At 70.6% G+C, this 22,819-nt stretch carries 22 protein-coding genes and 1 pseudogene; 8 read left to right on the top strand and 15 right to left on the bottom strand.

Translation table 11 applies throughout. From position 1 onward, the window contains the following. Positions 1 to 591, bottom strand: a 591-nt coding sequence (locus tag ACFYOB_RS03600; protein ID WP_388553869.1) for a nitroreductase/quinone reductase family protein, incomplete at its 3' end; no start/stop codon positions are given. Positions 592 to 946: 355 nt separating this feature from the next. On the opposite strand from ACFYOB_RS03600, the gene ACFYOB_RS03595 reads away from it, so the two are divergent. The 4 genes and pseudogenes from ACFYOB_RS03595 to ACFYOB_RS03580 all read left to right on the top strand — a co-directional run bounded on the left by ACFYOB_RS03595 (position 947) and on the right by ACFYOB_RS03580 (position 3,900). Then, positions 947 to 1,651, top strand: a complete 705-nt coding sequence (locus ACFYOB_RS03595; protein WP_388553866.1) for an alpha/beta hydrolase — start codon at positions 947 to 949, stop codon at positions 1,649 to 1,651. Positions 1,652 to 1,793: 142 nt separating this feature from the next. Further along, complete coding sequence (locus ACFYOB_RS03590; protein WP_328929120.1) at positions 1,794 to 2,168, top strand: hypothetical protein; 375 nt, start codon at positions 1,794 to 1,796, stop codon at positions 2,166 to 2,168. Between the two features lie 188 nt (positions 2,169 to 2,356). Continuing rightward, on the top strand, positions 2,357 to 2,737 hold the full coding sequence (locus ACFYOB_RS03585) for an ArsR/SmtB family transcription factor (protein ID WP_388554055.1): 381 nt from the start codon (positions 2,357 to 2,359) through the stop codon (positions 2,735 to 2,737). A gap of 445 nt (positions 2,738 to 3,182) precedes the next feature. Continuing rightward, positions 3,183 to 3,900 (top strand): annotated as a pseudogene (locus tag ACFYOB_RS03580) (transposase). Positions 3,901 to 3,903: 3 nt separating this feature from the next. Here ACFYOB_RS03580 and ACFYOB_RS03575 read toward each other — a convergent pair. Together ACFYOB_RS03575 and ACFYOB_RS03570 are read right to left on the bottom strand one after the other, a co-directional pair. Then, on the bottom strand, positions 3,904 to 4,194 hold the full coding sequence (locus ACFYOB_RS03575; RefSeq protein WP_388553863.1) for a DUF1330 domain-containing protein: 291 nt from the start codon (positions 4,192 to 4,194) through the stop codon (positions 3,904 to 3,906). Between the two features lie 132 nt (positions 4,195 to 4,326). Then, a complete protein-coding gene (locus ACFYOB_RS03570) occupies positions 4,327 to 4,935 on the bottom strand; it encodes a TetR family transcriptional regulator (protein WP_388553861.1) in 609 nt (202 codons plus the stop codon). Positions 4,936 to 5,319: 384 nt separating this feature from the next. On the opposite strand from ACFYOB_RS03570, the gene ACFYOB_RS03565 reads away from it, so the two are divergent. Beyond that, complete coding sequence (locus tag ACFYOB_RS03565) at positions 5,320 to 5,469, top strand: hypothetical protein (RefSeq protein WP_388554052.1); 150 nt, start codon at positions 5,320 to 5,322, stop codon at positions 5,467 to 5,469. Between the two features lie 290 nt (positions 5,470 to 5,759). After that, positions 5,760 to 6,071 carry an SHOCT domain-containing protein gene (locus ACFYOB_RS03560; RefSeq protein ID WP_388553859.1) on the top strand — a complete coding sequence of 104 codons (312 nt, stop codon included), beginning with the start codon at positions 5,760 to 5,762 and terminating at the stop codon, positions 6,069 to 6,071. Positions 6,072 to 6,181: 110 nt separating this feature from the next. On the opposite strand, the gene ACFYOB_RS03555 is transcribed toward ACFYOB_RS03560, so the two are convergent. From ACFYOB_RS03555 to ACFYOB_RS03520, 8 genes are all read right to left on the bottom strand, one after another. Further along, positions 6,182 to 6,652: a DUF6325 family protein gene (locus tag ACFYOB_RS03555; protein ID WP_388553857.1), complete on the bottom strand. Its 471-nt coding sequence runs from the start codon at positions 6,650 to 6,652 to the stop codon at positions 6,182 to 6,184. Next, positions 6,649 to 8,523, bottom strand: a complete 1,875-nt coding sequence (locus ACFYOB_RS03550; protein WP_388553855.1) for a glycoside hydrolase family 15 protein — start codon at positions 8,521 to 8,523, stop codon at positions 6,649 to 6,651. The genes ACFYOB_RS03555 and ACFYOB_RS03550 overlap by 4 nt, the downstream gene beginning before the upstream one ends. A gap of 93 nt (positions 8,524 to 8,616) precedes the next feature. Beyond that, a complete protein-coding gene (locus ACFYOB_RS03545) occupies positions 8,617 to 9,036 on the bottom strand; it encodes an SHOCT domain-containing protein (protein WP_388553853.1) in 420 nt (139 codons plus the stop codon). 87 nt (positions 9,037 to 9,123) lie between these two features. Further along, positions 9,124 to 9,957, bottom strand: a complete 834-nt coding sequence (locus tag ACFYOB_RS03540; RefSeq protein ID WP_388553851.1) for a class II glutamine amidotransferase — start codon at positions 9,955 to 9,957, stop codon at positions 9,124 to 9,126. 306 nt (positions 9,958 to 10,263) lie between these two features. Then, a complete protein-coding gene (locus ACFYOB_RS03535) occupies positions 10,264 to 10,479 on the bottom strand; it encodes a hypothetical protein (protein WP_388553848.1) in 216 nt (71 codons plus the stop codon). 147 nt (positions 10,480 to 10,626) lie between these two features. After that, positions 10,627 to 11,073 (bottom strand): hypothetical protein, encoded by a 447-nt coding sequence (locus ACFYOB_RS03530; protein ID WP_388553845.1) that lies wholly within the window; start codon positions 11,071 to 11,073, stop codon positions 10,627 to 10,629. A gap of 81 nt (positions 11,074 to 11,154) precedes the next feature. Beyond that, on the bottom strand, positions 11,155 to 11,430 hold the full coding sequence (locus ACFYOB_RS03525) for an isoamylase early set domain-containing protein (protein ID WP_328929127.1): 276 nt from the start codon (positions 11,428 to 11,430) through the stop codon (positions 11,155 to 11,157). A gap of 114 nt (positions 11,431 to 11,544) precedes the next feature. After that, positions 11,545 to 13,677 carry a SpoIIE family protein phosphatase gene (locus ACFYOB_RS03520; protein ID WP_388553842.1) on the bottom strand — a complete coding sequence of 711 codons (2,133 nt, stop codon included), beginning with the start codon at positions 13,675 to 13,677 and terminating at the stop codon, positions 11,545 to 11,547. Between the two features lie 234 nt (positions 13,678 to 13,911). Between ACFYOB_RS03520 and ACFYOB_RS03515 the strand changes: the two genes are divergently transcribed. Further along, positions 13,912 to 15,357, top strand: a complete 1,446-nt coding sequence (locus tag ACFYOB_RS03515; RefSeq protein ID WP_388553839.1) for a glyceraldehyde-3-phosphate dehydrogenase — start codon at positions 13,912 to 13,914, stop codon at positions 15,355 to 15,357. A gap of 343 nt (positions 15,358 to 15,700) precedes the next feature. Beyond that, a complete protein-coding gene (locus ACFYOB_RS03510) occupies positions 15,701 to 16,915 on the top strand; it encodes a S8 family serine peptidase (protein WP_388553836.1) in 1,215 nt (404 codons plus the stop codon). Positions 16,916 to 16,999: 84 nt separating this feature from the next. Here the strand turns inward: ACFYOB_RS03510 and ACFYOB_RS03505 are convergent, their stop codons facing one another. From ACFYOB_RS03505 to ACFYOB_RS03490, 4 genes are all read right to left on the bottom strand, one after another. Then, entirely contained in the window at positions 17,000 to 17,881 is an 882-nt protein-coding gene (locus tag ACFYOB_RS03505) for an ABC transporter substrate-binding protein (protein ID WP_388554050.1), read from the bottom strand. A 118-nt stretch (positions 17,882 to 17,999) separates the two neighbouring features. Then, positions 18,000 to 20,072 (bottom strand): ABC transporter permease subunit, encoded by a 2,073-nt coding sequence (locus tag ACFYOB_RS03500; protein ID WP_388553833.1) that lies wholly within the window; start codon positions 20,070 to 20,072, stop codon positions 18,000 to 18,002. A 52-nt stretch (positions 20,073 to 20,124) separates the two neighbouring features. Further along, entirely contained in the window at positions 20,125 to 21,237 is a 1,113-nt protein-coding gene (locus ACFYOB_RS03495; protein ID WP_388553830.1) for a glycine betaine/L-proline ABC transporter ATP-binding protein, read from the bottom strand. Further along, on the bottom strand, positions 21,234 to 22,811 hold the full coding sequence (locus ACFYOB_RS03490; RefSeq protein WP_388553827.1) for a GMC family oxidoreductase: 1,578 nt from the start codon (positions 22,809 to 22,811) through the stop codon (positions 21,234 to 21,236). The genes ACFYOB_RS03495 and ACFYOB_RS03490 overlap by 4 nt, the downstream gene beginning before the upstream one ends. Positions 22,812 to 22,819 lie beyond the last annotated feature (8 nt).

The raw sequence follows: 22,819 nt of genomic DNA, 5'->3' as shown, positions 1-22,819 counted from the left end.
CCCGCGACCCCGCCGGCTCGCGGTGGTGGGCCTCGCCCCCCCCCGCGCGGGGGCCGGCGGGGGGGGGGGGGGCGGCGGGGGGGGGGGGGGGCGCCCCGCCCCCCCCCCCCCCGGGTCCGGGGTGCCGGGTACTGCCTCCAGGACCACCACCGCGGTCTCGGACGACCGCAGCGCCGCGTAGGCGTCCAGGTTCGCGTCGATCTCGCACCAGCGGGCCCACAGCCGCAACCGCTCCGCGCCCGTTGCGGCGTGAGCGCGCACCAGCCGCCGCCCGTCGGCCAGATCGACCGTCGCGTCGGGATGCGTCTGCAGGTTGAGCCACCAGGCGGGCTCGCCCTCGCCCCATCCGTTCATCGCCAGCGAGACCAGGTTCGGACCGTCCTCGACGTACCCGAGGATGACGCTGCGCCGCTGCCCGGTACGGCGCCCGGTGGTGGTCAGCCGCAGCGTGCCCCACCCCGCGGCGCGCGGCCGCCACAGCCCGATCCGGCCGCGAAAGACCCGGTACACCGCGCGGTGCACCGACCACGTCAGACGGATGAACCAACGCGGCGGGAGCCACGGTTTCTTCGTCCCGTTCCCGACCGGCATGGCGACCTCCCACATACCTGACTGGCTGCGGTCGCAACGGATGCTAGTCGCAGCCGTCGGCGGGCCGGTAGGGCCTGACGGCCCTCGGTGGCGCCGACCGGCCACCGCTCCGCCCCGCGCGACACGTTCGGACGCGTGCCGGTTGCCCGGCACACCGGCCGCCGAGGTCATGGGCGGCGGGGCCCGCCGTCACGTGCGGGCCCTGCTCGTGCATGCGGAACGCGCACACAGAAGACCACTGCGGCCGCGCGACGGTGTCCCGCTGTGCGTTGTCCGCCGGGAGCCCGGCGGCGACCCGGGCCAAGTACGCCACCTTGCCGGAGCGCCTCGCCGGGCGGCCGGTCGGGAGCTGGACGTGCGCCCGCGCGGTGAGCGAGGTCCGCAGCGGGTTCTCCACCGTGCAACCCTGCAGTCGCTGTGGCAGGGACGGGCGCCGGCGGAGCCGCCGGCGCCGGCCGGGCCCGCCCGCTATCCGGGGTTCGAGCAGTCGCTCGCGGTGCTGTGCGCCGAAAGCCCCAACCCCGCCTCGTCCGGGCGCTATCCCGCGCTGGAGGGGCGGGCCGTGAAGCAGGCGGGGGCGCTCGCCCGGTGGTGGGTCTGGGCCAACGAGCCCTGCACCGCGCGGCCGGTCCGGGCGGCCGCCCCCGTACACGGGCCCGTGGAATGGACCACCGGGCACCCGGCGCTGGTGGTCAACGCGGTCCACGACCCCTCCCCGCGCTACCGGGCGGGGCAGGCGATGACCGCGGAACTCGCCGGGGCCCGGCCGCTGACGCTCGACGGCTACGGGCACACCGCCCTGGACAGTCCGAGTGCCTGTGTGAAGCGGCACGTGGTCCGGTACGTCCTGACCGGGGCGCCACCGCCGGAGGGGGCGCAGTGCCGGCAGGACACCCCGCCGTTCGGGACCGCGCGGGAGCGGCCGGCGGGAGCCGCGTCCGTCCGGGCGAGGCGGGCGGGTGGTACGCCGCACCCTTCACGTTCTGGCCGCCGCGGCCGCCGGGGGCGCTTTCCGGCCCGTCCCGGCTGGACCTCGGCCGTGATGCCGGGCGGATCATAGCCGGGCAGGGACGGGTTTCCGCCGAATCCGTCATTCCGGGTGCACGGCGGTACACGCTCAGTAGCTTCTATCTGACAGACGGTCCGGCCCCGTTGGAACCGGGGGCCGACGTGAACAGAGAGCAGTGAGGGAGCGGTCGGCGATGGCGAATGTGGAAGTCTCGTTGAAGGAGACGATGACCTCGATCGAGGGGGCGCTGGGTGTCGCGCTGGTGGACTACGCCAGCGGCATGGCCTTGGGCACCCTCGGCGGCGGGAAGGACCTCGATCTGACGGTCGCGGCCGCGGGCAACACCGATGTGATCCGGGCGAAGGTCCGCACCATGGAAATGCTGGGCATGAAGGACGAGATCGAGGATCTGCTGATCACACTGGGCTCCCAGTACCACCTGATCCGGCTGCTGAAGAGCCGCGGGAGCAATGGACTGTTCCTGTACGTGGTGCTGGACAAGAACAACTCCAACCTGGCCATGGCGCGGCACCAGCTCAAGCGCATCGAGTCGGCGCTGGAGTTGTAACGCCGCATCATCAGGGCCCACGCATGCCCACAAGTTGAAATTTTCTTCAACTCGGCACATCCGAAACCGGTCAAGTTCGGGCATGCGTGGCCCCAACGGACGCGACGATGGACACCGAAGACCGGCCGACTCGATGCCCCCGCAGCCGCGGCCGCGGTCCAAGCAACGCAGCAGGAGTGTTCGTGGGATTGCAAGTACCGCTGTACCAGGCCAAAGCCGAGTTCTTCCGGATGCTCGGACACCCGGTTCGCATCCGAGTCCTGGAGCTCCTGCAGCACGGACCCATGCCCGTACGGGACTTGCTGGCGGAGATCGACATCGAGCCGTCCAACCTCTCCCAGCAGCTGGCGGTGCTGCGTCGCTCGGGGATCGTCGTCTCCACCCGGGAGGGCGCCACGGTCAGCTACGCCCTCGCCGGCGGCGACGTCGCAGACCTGCTGCGCGCGGCCCGCCGCATCCTGACCGAACTACTGGCAGGGCAGAGCCAGCTCCTGGCCGAACTCCGGCAGGTGGAACCGAGCCCCCGAAGGGAGGCGGAGACCGGCACGGCCGCGCACTTGGGCCACTGAACCCGCCGCGCATGGCGGCAGACTCGGGAGCCGGGCCGCACCCTGTGCCCTCGCCGCGTCGACCGTGGTCGGCGGCGAGGGCACAGGGTCAACAGCCGCGCTGCGGCCGAGTCGTCGTGATGGGTGGCGGAACCGGAGGGCGCGAGCCCTGCTCTGTCATCCGGCCGTTCTGTACGGCCCGTGTGAGGTCAGCGCGGCGTACTCGTTCACCAGGACGGGAACCGCGCCGGGGTTCAGCTCCCGGTCCGTGCCGGTCTTGCCGTCCAGCACGATGGGATCCCCCGGCCGGCCGTCACACAGCGCCCGGCCGGTTCCCCGCCCTTGGTGGTGCGTGCGAAGCAGCAGGTGTACGCCTGCTGGTCGTAGACGCACTCCTGGCTGCCGGAAGTGTGAGGCAGCGGAGACTAAGAAGAGCACACGTCGGCCCTGGGAGGTCGATGACGGCCTGTGGGAGCGGATCGAGCCGCTGTTGCCGCAGGTGAAACGCAATCCGAGGTATCCGGGCCGGCCGCGTGTGGACGACCGCAAGGCGTTGAACGGCATCCTGTTCGTGCTGTACACCGGGGTCCGGTGGGAGTTCCGGCCGCAGGGGCTGGGCTTCGGCTCGGGCATGACGTGCTGGCGGCGGCTGCGCGACTGGAACGAGGCCGGGGTCTGGCAGCGGCTGCATGAGGTGTTGCTGGCCGAGTTGCGGGCCGCCGACCGGACCGTCGCCGGTGGACCGAGGCAAGACCGGCAGCAAGCACCATGTGATCGTCGAGGCGCACGGGATCCCGCTGGCCGCGAGCCTGACCTGCGGCAACCGCAACGACGTCACCCAGCTCATCCCGCTGCTGCAGGCCGTCCCACCGATCCGCGGCAAGCGCGGACGGCCCCGCCGCCGTCCCGACGTGGTGTACGCCGACCGTGGCTATGACCACGACAAGTACCGTCGCCTGGTCCGCGAGCTGGGCGTCCGCCCCGAGATCGCCCGGCGCGGCACCGAACACGGCTCCGGGCTGGGCATGTTCCGCTGGGTCGCCGAAACCGCGTTCGCCCTGCTGCACTGGTTCCGCCGACTGCGCATCCGCTGCGAGATCCGCGACGACATCCACCAGGCGTTCCTCACCCTGGGCTGCGCCATCATCTTCTGGCGCCGACTGAAGACCTCACTTTGGACCTGAAACCTAAACGCCTTCGATGATGCGGAAGTCGCGCTCGACGCCGTCGGACAGCGCGAGCAGCGCCTGCTGGTAGGCCTCACTCGCGTGAGCTGCGACGGCCTGTTCGAAGCTGTCGAACTCGACCAGGATGACGCGCTCGGCGACGCCGTCCTCGTGGGCGACGACCCGCCCGCCGCGGGCGAGCGTCCGTCCGCCTCCGGCCTTGACGGCCGCAGCGGCCAGCTTGTTGTAGGCAGCCAGCTTCTCGGGGTCGGAAATGGTGCGGTAGACGCTGACCCAGTAGCCCTTGGCCACGAGAACCTCCAGTGTTCGAAAAGTGCGCGTCCGGGAACGCGCGTCGGAAAGTGCACGTCTGACGCCGGATCCACTGCTGCGGGCGAGCGTACCCGGCGGAAGATCACCGGGGTGGTTCAGGGAACGTACTGCTCAGCGACCCGTCGGAGCCTCGCCGCTGAGCAGGGGTTGCAGGAGTGGGATGTACAGGTCGGCGACTTCGTCGGGAGCCAGGCTCGTCAGCTGGTCGGCCTGGACGGTCGCGTACAGGGCCCCGAGGCCGAGCAGCACGCCGATGGCCAGTTCCGCTCGCAACGCGGCGTCCGGCCCGGGGAGTCGGGCGGCGAGGGCGTCGATGACCTGCGTGCGGAAGTTGGCCCGGGCCTGTCCGCCGAGTTCCAGGTGGTGACGGGAGAAGGCGATGCGCAGGATCGGGTCGCGGGTCTGGCCGCGCTGGGTGGCGAGCAGGTGCAGGACCATGTGCCGGGCGAGGCCGTCCAAAGGGGCGTCGAACAGGGCGGTGGCGTCGGCGTCGAAGGTGAAGACCTGGTTGAACAGGTGCTCCTTGGAGCCGTAGTACTTCATCACGAGCGCCGGGCTGACGCCCGCGTCATCGGCGATGGCGGCGATGGTCGTGTCGGCGTAGGCATGGCGCGCGAACGCACGCCGGGCGGCGGCGAGGATCTCCGCGCGCCGCGCGTCGGCGTCACGTGTTCGTGCCGCCCGGTCCGGTGCCGGGCCGGGCGTCGGCGGCGCCGGCACTGGTGCCGGCGGGTTCCTGGACGTCGTTCGCGGGCGGCCGCTGCGGGGGGAGGCGGAGCTCGGGCCGGGCATCGTGTTCAGCCTCCTGGAGGGGGGACGGCGCGGGTCGCGGCTGGCGCGGGATGAGGCAGGCGGCCGCGCAGGCCAGCAGCGCAACCGCGCCTGCCGCGGCGAAGGCCACGCGGTACCCGCCCAGGGTCGGCGCCGCCACGGCCGCGCCCGCCGTGTCGGAGAACAGGCGGGTGTGCGGTCAGCGAGGTGAGCGTGACCACCCACCCGACATCGACCGGCGCCGCGCCGGTCAGCCGAGGCAACTGCGGCAGCAGCGGCACGACGGCGGTCTGCACCAGCGTGGTGACGACACCCCCTGCCGCCAGAACGGCCATGACGCGGCGATCGGCGGACGGGGATGGGGATGGGGATGGGGATGGGGATGGGGATGGGGATGGGGATGGGGATGGGGATGGGGATGGGGATGGGGATGGGGATGGGGATGGGGACGGCGAATCAGTGGGCACCGCGAAACCCCCTTGAAGGTGAATGACGTTCACCACCGTAGGTGAACGTCATTCACCTCGCAATGCGGTTCCGTGGAGCGGCCTGCCACGACGGCCTTTCAAGGTCCTCCGCGCGGCACCAGGAGTGCCGCAGGCGCTACGGTGCGTGGCGGCGACGCCTGGAGAGGGGAGAGGGTACAGGGCACCCCGCCTCGAGCACCGGGCTCTCGGAGCGCGCGAAGCCTTCCGCCGGTGCGATGCTGGAAGGGAAGCGGAGGGCCGGCAGCCGAGCTGTCCGGTCCACCCTGTCAGCAAGGGAGGAACGACGTGCCTGGTCTTCTTCGAGGAGTAGCGCGTACCGCCGTGGTGGCCGGTACGGCGACGGCGGTTTCCAACCGGGTCTCGCGGCGCCAGCAGGGCCGGTGGGCCCAGCAGGAGGCTCAAGCCCAGCCGGAGCCTCAACCCCAGCAGCAGTACGCCGCACCCGCACCTGCCCCCGCACCCGCTGCCGCGGCCCCGATGGCCGATGACATGAGCAGCAAGATCGATCAGCTCAAGGAACTCGGAGCACTGAAGGATCAAGGACTTCTGACCGAAGCGGAGTTCGCGGAGCAGAAGAAGAAGATCCTCGGCGCCTGACCCTCCGGTCGTGCCGACCGGATCGCAGACCCGTACGACGGAGGCCGGGACAGCGTCCCGGCCTCCGTCGTACGTCCGAGGGGATCGTGGCGGCGCACCGCCTGCCCCGGTCATTCCGTGGCAGGCGGACTGCCCTTCTCGGCGGCCTCCACCGCGTCGATGGAGGCCAGCAGCGCCTGCACGGGGATGCGGCCGCTCGCCACCATCTGCGCGCCACTGCGCCGGAGGGCTACGGCGAAGGGCGCCGCCCACCGGTTCTCGTACACCATGATGGCGGCCGCGTTGCCGGGCTGCAGGGCGTTGCCGGCCTCCTCCAGGTCGTCCTGGCCCAGCAGTTCGGATGATGCGCCGTCGAAGACGGACAGGCTGAGCGTGCTCTCACCGTCCCCGGCTTCCGAGAGTTCCATGGCGGTCACGGTTCCGTCGGCGTCCTTCCTTACGAAGCGGAGGTCGAGGAGGCGGATGATCCCTCTGTCCACGAGGTCGACGAGCAGGGGGAACGCCTCGCCCGTCATCTTGTTTCCGGGGAACTCGACGACCACGTAGTCGACGGGGCCCATTTCTTCGATGTTGTCGCTCATGAGCGCTCCAAAGCGGTGTTTGCGGTCTGGTCGAGTGCGGTGTCGAGTGCGAGTGCCGCGGTGATGAGGGAGAGGTGGGTGAAGGCCTGCGGGAAGTTGCCGAGCTGCTCGCCGGTGAGGCCGACCTCCTCGGCGAAGAGCCCGACGTGGTTGGCGTAGGTGAGCATCTTGTCGAAGGCGTAGCGGGCCTGGTGGACGCGGCCGGCCCGGGCGAGGGCGTAGACGTACAGGAAGCTGCACAGGGAAAAGGTGCCCTCGGATCCCTGCAGGCCGTCGGGGGAGGCGGCGGGGTCGTAGCGGTAGACGAGGCTGTCGGAGACGAGTTCCCTGTCCATGGCGTCGAGGGTGGAGAGCCACCGCGGGTCCTTGGGGGCGATGAAACCGACGAGCGGCATCAGCAGCAGGGAGGCGTCCAGGACGGGGCTGCCGTAATGCTGGACGAAGGCCTGGCGTTCCTCGCTCCAGCCGCGGGTCATGATCTGCTCCATGATCGCGTCGCGCGCCGCGGTCCAGCGGGGCAGGTCGCCCGGGCGGGCGTGGGCCCTGGCCTGGCGGATGCCGCGGTCGAAGGCGACCCAGCACATGAGCCGGCTGAATGTGAAGTCCTTCTGGCCGCCGCGGGTCTCCCAGATTCCCTCGTCCGGGCGGTCCCACGTGTCGCAGAGCCAGTCGAGCATGGCGGCGGAGCGCAGCCAGTCGTCGTAGCCGAGGACACCACTGACCTGGCCGGTCTGGGCCAGGGCGAAGACGGCCTCGCCGTAGATGTCCATCTGCAGCTGGTCGGCCGCGCCGTTGCCCATACGCACCGGGGCGGATGCCTGCCAGCCCTCCAGGTGTTCGAGGACCTCTTCGGACAGGTGCGGGTCGCCGTCGACGCGGTACATGATCTGCAGGGGTTCGCCGTTGGGCGCGCCGCCGTCCCTCAGACGGTCTTCGAGCCAGCCGCGGAAGGCGTTCGCTTCTTCGGTGAAGCCGAGCTCGAGCATGGAGCGCACCGCGAGGGAGGCGTCACGGACCCAGGTGTAGCGGTAGTCCCAGTTGCGCTCGCCGCCCACCTGCTCGGGCAGCCCCATGGTCGCGGCGGCGATCGGCGCGCCCGTGGGCGCGTACGTCATGAGCTTGAGGGTGATCGCGGAGCGGTTGACCGTCTCCTGCCAGCGGCCGCGGTAGGTGCAGCGCCCGATCCAGTCGTGCCAGAAGCCCCACACGGCGTTGAACTCCGCCGTCATACCGTCCGTGCTCAGCGGCGGCGGGGCGGGGCTGTCGGCGCCGCAGACCGTCAGGACGACGGCAGCGCGTTCACCCTGGGTCAGGGTCACGGTCGCCCGTACGTCCACCTCGTCCGCCTCCAGCGCCACGGGGCCCATGACCTGCAGGTGCGCGGTGATGCCGGGTCCGTCGAAGCGCGCCGTGGCGCCGTCGCACATCAGCTCGTGCGGTGCCCGGCCGTAGTCGAAGCGCGGTCGGCACTCCAGCGTGAAGCGCACCGTCCCGCGTACCACACGGAGGATCCGCACCACTTGGTGCCGGTCGGTGGCGGCCTGCGGTTCGCGGACGGGCATGAAGTCGATGACCTCGCCGACGCCTTCGTGGGTGAGGAAACGGGTGATGAGGACGGCGGTGTCGGCGAGGTAGAGCTGGCGGTTGACGACGTCGGCGTTGCTCGCGGGCTCGCCTTCGGAGACGTCGGGCGCGTCCGCGGTGATCGCGAAGTATCCGCCTCGGTCGTGGTCGAGCAGGCCGGCGAAGACGCTGGGCGAGTCGAAGCGAGGGGAGCAGAACCAGTCGAGCACTCCCTCCGACGATACGAGCGCGCAGGTCTGCAGGTCCCCGATCAGGCCGTGCTCGGCAATCGGCGGATACACGCGCATCGGGTTCTCCAGGGTGGGCGGGCCCTGTCGCCGCCCGGCCGGGCGGCGACAGGGTTTGCGGCGGTGGATTGCCGTGGCAGGAAGGACCGGCTCTCAGGTCGAGAGGACCTTGGCCTTGGCGGTCTCGTACTCGGCCGCCGTGATGTCACCGCGGTTCTTGAGCTCGGCCAGCTTGGACAGTTCCTCGGCGTGGCTGGTGGGCCCGGCGCTCTCGCGCACGTAGGAGCGGAAGGCCTGCTCCTGCTGCTGGGCCCGCATCAGCTCGCGTTCGCCCATGCCGCGTCCCCGGGCGATCAGATAGACGAAGACGCCCAGGAACGGCACCAGGATGACGAAAATGGTCCATCCCGCCTTGCCCCAGCCGCTCAGGCCGTCGTCACGGAAGACGTCACCGATGACGCGGAAGAGCAGCATGAACCAGAGGATCCACAAGAAGAAGATCATCATGGTCCAGAACGCGTTCAGCAGGGGGTAGTCGTAGTCCGCTGCCAGATCGAGCGCAAAGTACCGCATGGCCTGGTCTCCTGTCGGTCGTGACGGGTGTTCCGCCGCTGCCTCGTCGGAGTCGGCGACGACTCCGCCTGGGGATCGTTCACCGCGTCATGCGGGTATCGGGGCGAAGGGGTGCAGTGCGTCCGCCCCGGGCTGTACGAGGCCGTAACTGCTCTCCGGTACCTCGTTCCAGACGCCCGGCAGATCGCCGAGGGGTTCGGACACGATGAGGCGGGTCTCGTCGGAGATTTCCTTCAGGAAAGCCATATCGGGGTGGAGCTTGCGCAGCGAGTCGACATTGCTGCTGTAGAACAGCGACCGGGAAGCGCCCTGGGTCGAGTAGCGGAAGGCCCACACGCTTTCCCCGTTGGTCACCGCGACCGTCATCTGGAGCGGGAACTCCACGCCGTGTTCGCTCCCGACGCGTTCCACCACCCCGGCCATTCGGGCCACGGCGGTCGGCGGGTCCTGGTCCAGGCCGTAGGTGAGGGCCAGGTGGAACATCACCTCGGAGTCCGTCGTTCCCTCGATGTCGGTGAACTGGGCGGGGTCGACGAGCAGGCACAGATCCCGGCGCATGAGATGGAAACCGGCGATGGAGCCGTTGTGCATGAACATCCAACGGCCGTGCCGGAAGGGGTGGCAGTTCGACTGCTGTACCGCTGTGCCCGTCGACGCCCGGATGTGGGCGAAGAGCAACGGGGAGCGGACATGATCCGCGATTTCCCGCAGGTTGCGGTTGTTCCACGCGGGGCCGACGTCTTTGAGGAGCGCCGGGGTACTGTCCTCTCCCGTGTACCAGCCGATGCCGAACCCGTCGCCGTTCGTCGTCTCCACACCCAGCTTCGAGTGCAGGCTCTGGTCGATCAGCGAGTGGGTGGGTTTGTACAGGATGGTGTCGAGGAGCATGGGTGTTCCCGAGTAGGCGAGCCATCGGCACATACGCGATCACCTTGTTCCTACTGCACCGCGGGAATATCACTGCGTTCCCGTCCGTGCTGCGGGCGGCGCCGTCTGCTACCGGGCGCCTTCATCCGGCCATCTCATTCTCGTCTCGCTCACCGTGTATCGCCATCCGGCCCGCAGGCGGCCGTTCGGCCCCTCGTACGATCACGCTCAATTCACCGCGCCGACGGGTGAAGCGACCCGTCTTCAGATCCTGTCCGGCCGCTGGCTTCCCGGCTCGGGAGGACTCCGCACTCCCACGCGCTTCGGGTGCCGCGTGGGAGGGCGGTTCGGGCGGCAGACTCATGTAGTTCCGAGCGACGGTGGCGAGGCGAGGGCGCTCATGACCTGTCGCACCGCTTCCATACAGGCCGCGCAGTGCCCCTCCTCTCTGGTCTCCGGATCGGGGGCCGGGCCGGGGACGACCTGGCCGCACAGGGCAACCTGCTGAGCTCTCGGGATGACGTGCCAGCCGAGGCCGGTGACGGTGCACGCGGGACCTATACGCATCTCGTACATGGCTGCCTCCTCACGCCGGGGCGGGGGTGCTGGGCGTACTCCCAATAGGCCACCGCGCCGACCGGGGTGCGGGTTGTGAGCGGCCGTTCGGGTGACGCGGCCCTGCCCCGGGGGAGGATCTCCCGCTTCTTCGGGCCCCGCGCGGGGTCAGGCCACCGGGGCGGGGTAGGGATCGGTGTCGGTGCACAGCGCCCAGATGATGAAGACGTCGACGGCGATCGAGAGGATCGCCCAGAACGGCGTGTAGGGCAGCCACATGAAGTTGAGGACGATGCTGCAGGCGGCGAACGCCACACCCAGCGCCCGCGCCCAGCCCGCGAGCTTGAGGACGCCGATGCCGACGACGACGAGGATGATGCCGAGGATGAGGTGGATCCAGCCCCACGCCGTCACATCGAACTTGAAGACGTAGGCACCCAGGCGGGTGTAGACCTCGTCCTCGGCGATGCTGGTGATGCCCTTGATGAGGGCGAAGGCGCCGTCCACCAGAAGCAGGACGCCGGCGAACATGGTGCCTCCCGCCGCCCAGGCGCTACGGCTGTCCTGCTGCCCGCTGGGAACGCGCGGCGAGGCCGGGGTCGAAGGCTGTGCCATGAGGAGCTCCTTCATCGGACTGTGCGCCCGGAAGCGGGCGCCGCTGTGAGGTGGGGGCGACCGCACGGGCCGACCGGTCTGTCAGGTGCGCAGGCAGCTGTTGACTCCGTCGTGGGTGTCCGCGTTCTCGTCGTTGAACCAGTAGTCGCCGGCTGCCAGGTACCGGAAGGAGTGCTCGCTCTTGCCGGGCAGGGTGACCGTGACCGCCCGGGTGCCGTCGCTGCGGGCTTCGAGGGGGTGGGCGCCGGGCTGCCAGTCGTTGAAGTCGCCGACCACACTGACCGGCCCGGGCGGGGCGTCGGCGGGCAGGACGAAGGTGACCTCGGTACGGCCCTTGCGTGGCTTGCGCTCCAGCATTGATCGACTCCAGACGTCGTGACGGGTTGGGATCGAGACCATCCTCGGCACGGGACGGTCGATCCGCATTCCGGCGCAGCCGCCGCGTCACCCTTCTGCCGCATCTTGCTGCCGTTAGGGGAGGAGGGCCTGTTCGGTCCAGACCGTCTTTCCGTCGGCCGTGTACCGGGTGCCCCATCTCCTGGCGAGCTGGGCCACGATGAACAGGCCGCGTCCTCCTTCGTCGACGGTGCGGGCGTGGCGCAGACGAGGGGTGGCGGTGCTCGCGTCGTGGACCTCGCAGGTGAGGGTGCGGTCCTTGATGAGGCGTAGTTGCAGGGGCGGCGTTCCGTAGCGCAGCGCGTTGGTGACCAGTTCGCTGACGATCAGTTCGGTGGTGGCGGCGGTGTCCTCGCCCACGTTCCAGTCCGCGAGTTTCTGCCGGGTGTGCCTGCGGGCGGCGGCGGCTTCGCCGAGGTCGTGGCCGAGGACCCAGGTGGCCGTGGCGTCGGCGGGAAACGCGTGCGTGCGGGCGAGCAGGAGGACCGCGTCACCCGCGCTGCTGCCGCGGCGGGCGTAGAGCGCGTCGTCACACAGGTCCTGGAGAGTCCGGTGGGGCTGAGCGAGGACGTCCCGGAGCAGGGCGGGGTCGCCCTCGTTGTCGTCACGGCCCGTGGAGTGGAGCGAGGGGGTGTAGAGGGCCAGGATGCTGCCGTCGGTGAGTTCGGCGGTGGTGGTGGCGAAGGGCGAGCCCTCCGCGCTGCCCAGGGCGGGTCCGATGGTGATGTCCGCGGTCTCGGTCGTTCCGTCGGCGTGGACGATCAGCGGCGGCGTGGGGTGACCGGCCGAGGCGAAGGTGCAGGTGCGGGTGAGGGGGTCGTACACCGCGTAGACGCAGCTGGCGGAGAGCGGCTGCCGGTACATGGGGTCACCCGTGGGCAGCGCCGTGCGTTCTCCCGCCAGGAAGGCGGCCGTGTCGTTGAGGCGCGCGAGGAGCTCGTCCGGATCCAGCTCCAGTGCTGCGAGAGCGTGGATCACCGTGCGCAGCTGTCCCATCGTGGTGGCGCACTGGATGCCGTGGCCGGTGACGTTGCCGAGGACCAGGGCCGTGCGGGCCCCGGACAGGGCAATCGTGTCGAACCAGCCTCCCCCGCCTTCGGTGCCGGGCACGTGGAGGTGGGCGGTCTCCAGGGTGCTCTGCGGGGAGGGGCGGCCGGACAGCAGATGGTGCTGGACCGTCGCGGCGATGGTGTGCTCGCGGGTGAAGCGCCGCGCGTTGTCGACGCACAGGGCGGTGTGGGCGGTCACGTCCCGTGCGAGGCCGATGTCGTCCTCGCCGTAAGGATCGGACGGTGCGGTGCGGTAGAGGCTCAACAGGCCCAGGGCCGTCTCGCGCCACGCCAGGGGGGCCACGAGCAGGGTGTGGGCTCCGGACGCGCGGATCGCGGCGGCTCTCGGCGGGTCGTTCCCGAGCCACAGGCTGTCTTCGCCCAGTGGTACGAGCCGGGGCACCAGATCGGTCAGGGTCTGCGTGAAGGGAGTGGGGGAGTGAAGGCTCCGGACGTCGCCCACGGGGTGCGCCTGAACCCAGTGCAGGCCCTCGCGGGCGCGGAAGGCCGCACGGCGCAACGGCACGTCCTGGGCGAGCGGCCCGGTCGGGGGCTCCTCACCGCGCACCACCGCATCCACCACTTCGACGACGGCGACATCGGCGAATGCCGGCACCAGGGTCTGCACCAGCTCCTGGCAGGTGGAGATCACGTCGAGGGTCTTTCCCACCTTCTCACGCACGCTGTCCCGCACGCGCAGCCGGGCCCGTGCCTCTTCCCGGTCCGTGACGTCGACCACCGCGAGGGCGGCCCCCAGGACCGTCCCCTGCGGGTCCTGCAGGCGGAACACCGAAAGCGAGTACGTCCTCTCCCGGCCATGCTCGGCCGCGAGCCGATAGGCCACCAGCCGCTCGCGCACGGCCACCCCGCTGTCCAGCACGCCGCGGATCATCGTCTCCACTTCCCCGGGTGCGGACAGACCCCCGAACTCCGGTGTGGAGAGATCGGCGAACGCTTCGGTGATGTGCCGCCCGAGGATCCGCTCGGCAGGCACGCCGTGCATGGCCCGGGTAGCGGTGTTGATCCGCACCACCCTCAGCTCCGTGTCCAGAACCTGCAGGCCCACCGGTGACTGGGTGAACAGGGCATCCAGAACCGCCGGCCCCAGGTCCTCCGGAACGCCCTGCGGCAGCTGCCGGAACGGATCATGGTGCGTCACAGCGATCACCTCCGGTACCAGCCTGCCCGACGGAGCTGCCGACGGCCGTGCGCGATACCGGGACGTACCTCGATCAGCCCCTTCCCCGACCGGGCTGGAGCCCCGGTGGAGTCCAGGCTGACCAGGGATTTCGTAACGGAGGGGGGCAGCGGGAGCGTGCGGGCGGCACCCCTTGAGAGGCCGAAGAAGCGGGGAGGTAGCATATGAGCGCCGCCTAGCTCGAAAGATAAACCTGTGACTGTCAAAGACGACTCGTTCACCAACTGGAAGAACCGCGAGGAGATCGCGGAGTCGATGATCCCGATCATCGGGAAGCTGCACCGGGAGCGGGACGTCACGGTCCTGCTGCACAGCCGCTCCTTGGTGAACAAGTCGGTGGTCAGCATCCTCAAGACCCACCGGTTCGCCCGCCAGATAGCCGGCGAGGAGCTCTCGGTCACCGAGACCCTGCCGTTCCTGCAGGCGCTCACCACCCTCGATCTCGGTCCGTCCCAGATCGACATCGGCATGCTCGCCGCGACGTACAAGAGCGACGACCGTGGCCTGTCGGTGGAAGAGTTCACCGCCTCCGCCGTCGCCGGCGCCACCGGCGCCAACAAGATCGAGCGCGGCGACGGCCGCGACGTGGTCCTCTACGGCTTCGGCCGCATCGGCCGCCTCGTCGCCCGCCTCCTCATCGAGAAGGCCGGCTCGGGCAACGGCCTGCGCCTGCGCGCCATCGTCGTCCGCGGCGGCGGTGACCAGGACCTGGTCAAGCGCGCCTCGCTGCTGCGCCGCGACTCCATCCACGGCCAGTTCCAGGGCACCATCACCGTGGACGAGGCGACGAGCACGATCATCGCCAACGGCAACGCGATCAAGGTGATCTACGCCAACGACCCGTCCGAGGTCGACTACACGGCGTACGGCATCAAGGACGCCATCCTCATCGACAACACGGGCAAGTGGCGCGACCGCGAGGGTCTGTCGAAGCACCTGCGTCCCGGCATCGACAAGGTCGTCCTGACCGCTCCGGGCAAGGGCGACGTCCCGAACATCGTGCACGGCGTCAACCACGACACGATCAAGCCGGACGAGCAGATCCTGTCCTGCGCCTCCTGCACGACCAACGCGATCGTCCCGCCGCTGAAGGCCATGGACGACGAGTACGGCGTCCTGCGCGGCCACGTCGAGACCGTCCACTCGTTCACCAACGACCAGAACCTTCTGGACAACTACCACAAGGCCGACCGTCGCGGCCGCTCCGCGCCGCTGAACATGGTCATCACCGAGACCGGTGCTGCCTCCGCGGTCGCCAAGGCGCTGCCCGACCTCAAGGCGCCCATCACCGGCAGCTCGATCCGCGTCCCCGTCCCGGACGTCTCGATCGCCATCCTCAGCCTGCGCCTGGGCCGCGAGACCACCCGCGAGGAGGTCCTCGACTACCTCCGCGACGTCTCGCTGCACTCGCCGCTGAAGCGCCAGATCGACTTCACCACCGCTCCCGACGCCGTCTCCATGGACTTCGTCGGCTCGCGCCACGCCTCGATCGTCGACGCCGGCGCCACCAAGGTCGACGGCGACAACGCGATCCTCTACCTGTGGTACGACAACGAGTTCGGCTACTCGTGCCAGGTCATCCGCGTCGTCCAGCACGTCTCCGGGGTGGAGTACCCGACCTACCCGGTTCCGCAGGTCTGATCCGCACGGCCGACCGCCGACTGCCGCTCCGAGCGGCGGTCGGCGGTTTGCTTTTTGCTGCCGAGATGTCATGAACATGATTACCACTGAGGTGGCGTGTTCGCTATCGCATCGACAAGTGTCGTCTGTGTGTGGGTAGTTCGAAGAGTGTGGTCATTGTGAGGGGCCCGCGGGGAGGTCTCTTTGAGAAACCTTGTTGAATAACGCTGACGGCCGGGGCGGCCTTGAATCAACTCCGTTAATCGGTCAGGGTTTCGACCTGACCCCCGGAGATCTTCCGGTCCTGAGGGGTCGCGCAACACGCATTGACGCCCCACACGTCAACACGAGGAGCACTCTCTTCATGTCAACTCGACTGCACGCACGCACACGTTCGCGCGGCTTCCGGATCCTTGCAGTGGCCACGGGAGTCGCCACTGCAACCGGTGTCTGCATGCTCTTATCCCCCCTCGCCGGCGCGACCGCTCCGGCCGAGGGAACGGTGTACGGGCTCGGCGCTCCGGGAGCGCTCAGCGGCAGCTACATCGTCATCCTCGACAAGAACGCGGACAAGCAGGCACTCGCCAAGAAGTACGGCGGCGAGCTGAAGCGCACCTACACGTCCGCCGTCAACGGCTTCTCCGCGGCCGGCCTTTCGGAGACCGGGGCCAAGCGGCTCGCCGCCGACCCGGCGGTGGGCAAGGTCGTCCAGAACAAGAAGTTCTCCATCAACAGCACCCAGGACAACCCCCCGTCCTGGGGCCTCGACCGCATCGACCAGACGGAGACGGCGGGGGACAAGAAGTACACGTACCCCGACGCGGGCGGCGAGGGGGTCACGGCGTACGTCATCGACACCGGTGTACGCATCACCCACAAGGACTTCGGCGGTCGCGCCCAGCACGGCTTCGACGCCGTGGACAACGACCAGAGCGCCGACGACGGCAACGGGCACGGTACGCACGTCGCCGGGACCATCGCGGGCACCTCCCACGGGGTGGCCAAGAAGGCCAAGGTCGTCGCCGTCCGGGTGCTCGACGACAACGGGTCGGGCACCACCGAGCAGGTCGTGGCGGGCATCGACTGGGTGACGCAGCATCACAGCGGGCCGTCGGTGGCCAACATGAGCCTCGGCGGGGGCGCCGACGAGGCGCTCGACGAGGCGGTGCGCCGGTCGATAGCCGCCGGCGTCACCTTCGCCGTCGCGGCGGGCAACGAGTCCTCCGACGCCGGACAGGGCTCTCCTTCGCGGGTCAAGGAGGCCGTCACGGTGGCCTCCAGCGCGGCCGACGACTCACAGTCCTCGTTCTCCAACTTCGGCTCGGTCGTGGACCTCTACGCGCCGGGATCGGAGATCACCTCCGCCTGGAACGACAGTGACACCGGTACGAAGACCATCTCCGGCACCTCGATGGCGACCCCGCACGTGGTCGGGGCGGCAGCCCTCTACCTGGCCGGTCACAAGGACGCGTCGCCCGCGCAGGTCGCAGAGGCCCTGACCGCGGGGGCGACCGCGGGGAAGATCAGCAACCCGAGCAGCGGGACACCGAACAAGCTGCTGAAGGTGTCCGCGCAGTAGGCGGATCCGCCCTCAGGAACACCGAGGCCGTCGCACCCGAGGGGGGATGCGGCGGCCTCGGCGCGCGTCAGAGACGCGAGCCCGTCAGCTCACCCACGGCTTCCAGACCCCCTCGTTTCGCTCCACCCACTTCTTCGCCGCCTGCTCCGGCGGCAGCTTCTCCTCGGCGATCATCAAGGCCACCTCGTTCTGTTCCTCGACGCTCCAGCGGAACTTCTTCAGGAACGCGGCAGCCTTCCCGTCCGACTCCGCGAAGCGCGTGTTGAGGTACTTCTGCAGCGGCGTGTGGGGATAGGCGCAGGCCACCTTCTGCGGGTCGGCGTCGCAGCCCTCCTTGTACTCGGGCAGCTCCACCTCCGTCATGGGGACCCGTTCGAACAGCCACTGCGGCTTGTACCAGTAGGTGAGGAAGGGCTTGTGCTCCTTCGCGAACTGCCTGATCTGGGTGATCTGCGCGGCCTCGGAACCGGCGAAGACCACCTCGAGGTCCAGGTCCAGATTCTTCACCAGCGCCTTGTCGTTCGTCACGTACGACGGAGAGCCGTCCAGCAGCTGGCCCTTGCCGCGGCTCTCGGCGGTGCGCAGCTGGCCGGCGTACTTGTCCAGGTTCTTCCAGTCGGTGACGTCCGGATGCGCCTCGGCGAAGTACGTCGGGACGAACCAGCCGATGTGCCCGGTCACGCCCAGTTCGCCGCCCCGGGTGATGGTCTTCTTGTCCTCGACGTACCGCTTCTCCTGCTCCGGGTGGCCCCAGTCCTCCAGGATCGCGTCGACCCGGCCCTGGCTGAGCGCGTCCCACGCGGGGACCTCGTCCACCTGGACGGTGTCGACGCGGTAGCCCAGCTCGTGTTCGAGCAAGTAGGCGGCGACGGCGGTGTTCGCCTGGGCGCCGACCCAGGACTGGACGGACAGGGTGACGGTCTTGGCGCCCTGCGCGGCGGCGTACGGAGAGGCCTGGCGCGTCATGTCGGCCGCGCCGCAGCCCGTGAGCACGACGAGGGCGGTGCCGGTGGCGATCGCGGCGGGGAGCACGGCGGCGACCCGTCGGCCCCGGCGGCCGGGGGCATGGTGTCGGATCGGCATGTCAGGCCTCCTTCGCGGGCTGGGTGACGCGGTCGAGCAGCAGGCCGAGGCAGACGATGGCGGCGCCCGCGACCAGGCCGGTGGCCAAGTCGCCCTGCGCGAGGCCGAGCACGACGTCGTAACCGAGCGCGCCGCCTCCGACCAGGCCTCCGATGATGACGACGGCGAGTACCAGTACCACGGCCTGGTTGACGGCCAGCAGCAACGCGGGCCGGGCCAGAGGCAGTTGGACCTGCCGCAGTTGCTGTGACCCGGTGGCGCCCAGCGAGCGGGCCGACTCCAGGGCCGCGGGGTTCACCTCGCGCAGGCCCTCGGTGGTGATGCGTACGACGGCGGGCAGCGCGTACACGACAGCGGCGGCCGCTGCCGGAGCCCGGCCCACGCCGAACAGGGCGACCACCGGGATGAGGTAGACGAACTGGGGCATGGTCTGGCACACGTCGAGCACCGGGCGCAGCAGCCGCTGGGCGCGGGCGCTGCGGGCGGCGCCGATGCCGATGGCGAAGCCCAGGACGAGGGTGACGGCGACGGCGGCCAGCACCTGGGAGAGCGTGTCGAGGGCGGGCTCCCACACGCCGAGGACGCCGATGGCGGCCAGGGCGAGCACGGCGGTCAGCGCGGAGCGCCAGGTGCCGACGATCAGGCCCAGTACGGCGACCAGGAGCAGGAGCAGCCACCACGGCGCGGCCTGCAGTCCGGAGCGCAGCGGGTCGAGGACCCAGCCGGTGAAGCGGGCCGCCCAGTCGGCGGTGCCGCCGACGACGGGCACACCGGAGTAGAGGTGACCGGTCATCCAGGCGACCGCCCGGTTGACGGGCTCCGCGATCGGCACGGTCCACGACCCGGGCCACAGGGAGCTGCCCGCCATCCGGCCCGCGACCGCCACGGCGACGCCCGCCAGGACGGTCAGCAGCCGTCCGTACCAGCCCGAGAACACCCTCCTCAGCAAGGGCTGTTCCGCGGGCGGCGCCGGTGGGACCGACAGCCGGGTGCCCGCCGCTTCGGTGGTGCGGTCCAGGACCACGGCGAGCAGCACGATGGGGATGCCGGCCGCGAGCGCGGCACCGACGTCCACCGAGGCGAGGGCCTGGTAGACACGGTCGCCGAGGCCGCCCGCACCGATCACGGAAGCGATGACGGCCATCGACAGCGCCATCATGACCGTCTGGTTGACGCCGAGCAGCAGCTGCCGGCGGGCCAGCGGGAGCCGCGCGGTGAGCAGGCGCTGGCGCCCGGTCGCGCCGAGCGAGGCCGCGGCCTCCAGCACCCCGGCGTCGGCCTCGCGCAGGCCCAGGGCGGTGAGCCGGGCCATCGGCGGGGCCGCGTAGACCACCGTGGCGAGCACGGCGGCCGGTACGCCGATGCCGAAGACCAGCACCATCGGCAGCAGATACGCGAAGGCGGGGAGCACCTGCATGGTGTCGAGGACCGGGCGCAGCGCGCGGTCGGCGCGCGGCGACAACCCGGCGGCGAGACCCAGCAGTGCGCCGACCGCGACGGAGGCGGCGACGGCCACGACCATCAGGGCCAGGGTCTGCATCGTCGGCACCCACATGCCGAGCAGTCCGCAGGCGGCGAAGGCGGCCACGCAGGTGACGGCGAGCCGGACGCCGGCCAGGCGCAGGGCGACCAGGCCAGCCAGGGCGGTGACGCCGGTCCAGCCCGCGGCGAGCAGGACGACGTACACCGCGCGGACGGACACCACCACGGCGTTGCTGACGTGCCCGAAGAAGTAGAGGAAGAGCGGATGGCCGTCCCGGTTGTCGATGATCCAGTCCCCGGCCCGGCCGAGCGGCCCGGAGAGGTCGACGGCGAGGGCGGCCGGCCAGCTGCCGGTGCCCGGGTACGCCATCGCGAGGGGGAGCAGCACCAGGGCGAGGACAGCGAGGGGCAGCACCCTGCGGCCGGCGCGGCGGTGGAACAGCAGGGCCTTCAGGCGGCCGCCGGGCGACCCGGCGGCCGCGGACCGCAGGCGATCGGGCCGTCCGCCCGTGCCCGGCCGGACCGTCCGTCCGGATCTTCCGGACCGGTCCCGCTCTCCGGGGTCCCGTACGGGTGTGGTGGTCGCGGTCATCCGCACCACCTCCCGGTGCCGTGGACGGGGACGACTGAGCCGGCACGGTGCGTCATGCCGCCACCCCCCGCCCGGTCGCGGCCGGCAGCCCGGCGACCACGGCGAGCAGCCCCGCGTCGTCGACGACACCCAGGCACCGGCCGTCGTCGACGATCCGCGCCGGACCGCCGCTGCGGGCGACCGCCTCGATGGCTTCCGCCACCGTGGTGGCGGGGGCGAGCGCGGGGCCCTCGCCGGCCTCGCCGGCCGTCGCGGGGCGCATCGCACTGCGTACGGTGAGCACCTGCTCGCGCGGCACGTCGCGGACGAAGTCCCGCACGTAGTCGTCGGCGGGTGAGCCCACGATCTCCTCGGGAGTGCCGAGCTGCACGATCCGCCCGTCGCGCATCAGCGCGATCCGGTCGCCGAGGCGCAGCGCCTCGGACAGGTCATGGGTGATGAAGACCATCGTGCGGCCCTCCTCGTGGTGGAGCCGGGCCACCTCGTCCTGCATCTCGCGGCGGATCAGCGGATCGAGCGCACTGAACGGCTCGTCGAACAGCAGCACTTCGGGATCGGCGGCCAGGGCGCGCGCGAGACCGACCCGCTGCTGCTGACCGCCGGACAGCTGGCCGGGACGGCGGTCCTCAAGGCCTTCGAGACCGACCTTGGTGATCATCTCGGCGGCCTTTGCGCGCCGGTCGGACCGGCTCACGCCCTGGATCTCCAGGCCGTAGGCAACGTTGTCCAGGACGGTGCGGTGCGGCAGCAGTCCGAAGTGCTGGAAGACCATGGCGGCGCGGTGGCGGCGCAGTTCGCGCAGCCGGGCCGGGTCCATGGCGAGGACGTCCTCGCCGTCGATGGCGAGGGACCCGGCCGTGGGCTCGATCAGCCGGGTCAGGCAGCGCACCAGGGTGGACTTGCCCGAGCCGGACAGGCCCATGACGACGAAGACCTCCCCCTTGCGGACGTCGAAGGTGACGTCACGGACGGCGGCGGTGCAGCCGGTCCGCTCCCGCAGTTCGGCGGCCGGCAGCGCGGCGTGCTCGGAGCCCGGCACGCGGGCGGCCTTGCGCGGCGGGCCGAAGACCTTCCACAGGCCCTGGATGGAGAAGACGGGAGCGGCGTCGGTGTCGGGGCCGCCGCCCGCACCCGGGGCGGCGGGGCCGGTATGGACCGCGGTCACCGGACCTCACCGCCCAGCAGCTCGGCGGCCTTCTCGCCGACCATCAGCACTCCGATCATCGGGTTCACGGCGGGCATCGTCGGGAAGACGGAGGCGTCCGCGATGCGAATGCCGTCGAGGCCCCGCACCTTCAAGTCAGGTCCCACAACAGCCCTTTCATCGTCGGCGGCGCCCATCTTGCAGGTGCCGGCCGGGTGGTAGACGGTGTGCGCCACCGAGCGGGCGTACGCGCTCAGCGCCTCGTCATCGGTGATCTCCGGGCCCGGGCACACCTCGCGCTTCAGCCATCCGGCCAGCGGCTCGGCCGCGGCGATCTCCCGGGCCAGCTTGATGCCGTCCACCAGCGTCCGGGCGTCGTAGTCGTCCTCGTCCGTGAAGTAGCGGAAGTCGAGGGCGGGCTTGACCTCGGGATCCGCGCTCGTGAGGTAGAGGCGCCCGCGGCTGCGCGGCTTGGGGATGTTGGGAGTCAACGAGACGCCGTGCGCCGGGCGTTCGTAGCCGAGGCGTTCCGGGTTGTCGGTGAACGGGATCTGGTAGAAGTGGAACATCAGGTCGGGCCCGGGGGAGTCCGGGTCGCGCCGGACGAACAGTCCCGCGTCGCTGTCCATCGCCGAGTTCTCGGGGATCGGACCGTCCGTCTCCCAGACGATCACGGACTCCGGGTGGTCGAGGAGGTTCTCGCCGACTCCCGGCAGGTCGTGGAGGACGGGGATGCCGAGTGCCTCCAGATCGGCGGCGGGGCCTATGCCGGAGTGCAGCAGCAGGCGAGGCGTGTCCACGGCGCCCGCGCACACCAGCACCTCGCGACGGGCGCGGATCAAGGACTCCGTGCCGTCCGGGGCACGGACGTGGACCCCGCGCGCCCGGGTGCCGTCCAGCTCCAGGCGGTACGCCCAGGTCTCCAGCAGGATCGTCAGGTTGGGCCGGTCGTCCATGACCGGGTGGAGGTAGGCGACCGAGGCCGACGAGCGCTTGTTGTCCTCGGGGTGGTAGGCAAGGTCGAAGAATCCGACGCCCTCGTGGAAGGGCTTGCGGTTGAAGCCCTCGACGAGGGGCACTCCCAGCGCGCCCTGCGCCGCGTCCACGAAGTCGCGGGCGATGGCGTTCCGGTCCGCCTCGCCGACCGGAACGACGTTGTTGAGGAGCCGCTCGAAGTACGGGTCCATGGCGGCCGCGTGCCAGCCCTCGGCGCCCGCCCGCGACCATTCGTCCCAGTCGGAGGGGAGCGGCTTGAAGGCGATCAGGGTGTTGTGCGAGGAGCAGCCGCCCAGGACGCGGGCCCGGCTGTGCCGGATGTGCGAGTTGCCGCGCGGCTGCTCGGTGGTGGGGTAGTCGTAGTCGAGCTCACCGCCGAGCAGGCCCATCCAGCGGCGCAGGGTGAGCACGTCGGGGCGGTCGACGTCGCTCGGTCCGCCCTCGATGACGGCGACGGTGACGTCGGGGTCCTCGGTCAGTCGGGAGGCGATCACCGAGCCGGCGGTGCCGCCTCCGACGATGACGTAGTCGAATTCCCGGCCGTGGCCCCGGCCGGGGCCGTCGCTGTGGTTGTCGTGGTGCGTGGTGTTCGTGGTCATGCCTCTCC

Origin of the sequence: Streptomyces sp. NPDC006463, from assembly GCF_042870715.1 — a bacterium.
GTDB lineage: Bacteria > Actinomycetota > Actinomycetes > Streptomycetales > Streptomycetaceae > Streptomyces.
This window is presented reverse-complemented; position numbering and strand designations above follow the sequence as displayed.

Coding starts and splice junctions, on each gene's coding strand:
- ACFYOB_RS03500 (WP_388553833.1), bottom strand. CDS start 20,072: ATGACCGCGACCACCACACCCGTACGGGACCCCGGAGAGCGGGACCGG.
- ACFYOB_RS03535 (WP_388553848.1), bottom strand. CDS start 10,479: ATGTACGAGATGCGTATAGGTCCCGCGTGCACCGTCACCGGCCTCGGC.
- ACFYOB_RS03525 (WP_328929127.1), bottom strand. CDS start 11,430: ATGCTGGAGCGCAAGCCACGCAAGGGCCGTACCGAGGTCACCTTCGTC.
- ACFYOB_RS03590 (WP_328929120.1), top strand. CDS start 1,794: ATGGCGAATGTGGAAGTCTCGTTGAAGGAGACGATGACCTCGATCGAG.
- ACFYOB_RS03505 (WP_388554050.1), bottom strand. CDS start 17,881: ATGACGCGCCAGGCCTCTCCGTACGCCGCCGCGCAGGGCGCCAAGACC.
- ACFYOB_RS03510 (WP_388553836.1), top strand. CDS start 15,701: ATGTCAACTCGACTGCACGCACGCACACGTTCGCGCGGCTTCCGGATC.
- ACFYOB_RS03490 (WP_388553827.1), bottom strand. CDS start 22,811: ATGACCACGAACACCACGCACCACGACAACCACAGCGACGGCCCCGGC.
- ACFYOB_RS03545 (WP_388553853.1), bottom strand. CDS start 9,036: ATGCGGTACTTTGCGCTCGATCTGGCAGCGGACTACGACTACCCCCTG.
- ACFYOB_RS03540 (WP_388553851.1), bottom strand. CDS start 9,957: ATGTGCCGATGGCTCGCCTACTCGGGAACACCCATGCTCCTCGACACC.
- ACFYOB_RS03565 (WP_388554052.1), top strand. CDS start 5,320: ATGACGCGGCGATCGGCGGACGGGGATGGGGATGGGGATGGGGATGGG.
- ACFYOB_RS03530 (WP_388553845.1), bottom strand. CDS start 11,073: ATGGCACAGCCTTCGACCCCGGCCTCGCCGCGCGTTCCCAGCGGGCAG.
- ACFYOB_RS03550 (WP_388553855.1), bottom strand. CDS start 8,523: ATGCGCGTGTATCCGCCGATTGCCGAGCACGGCCTGATCGGGGACCTG.
- ACFYOB_RS03555 (WP_388553857.1), bottom strand. CDS start 6,652: ATGAGCGACAACATCGAAGAAATGGGCCCCGTCGACTACGTGGTCGTC.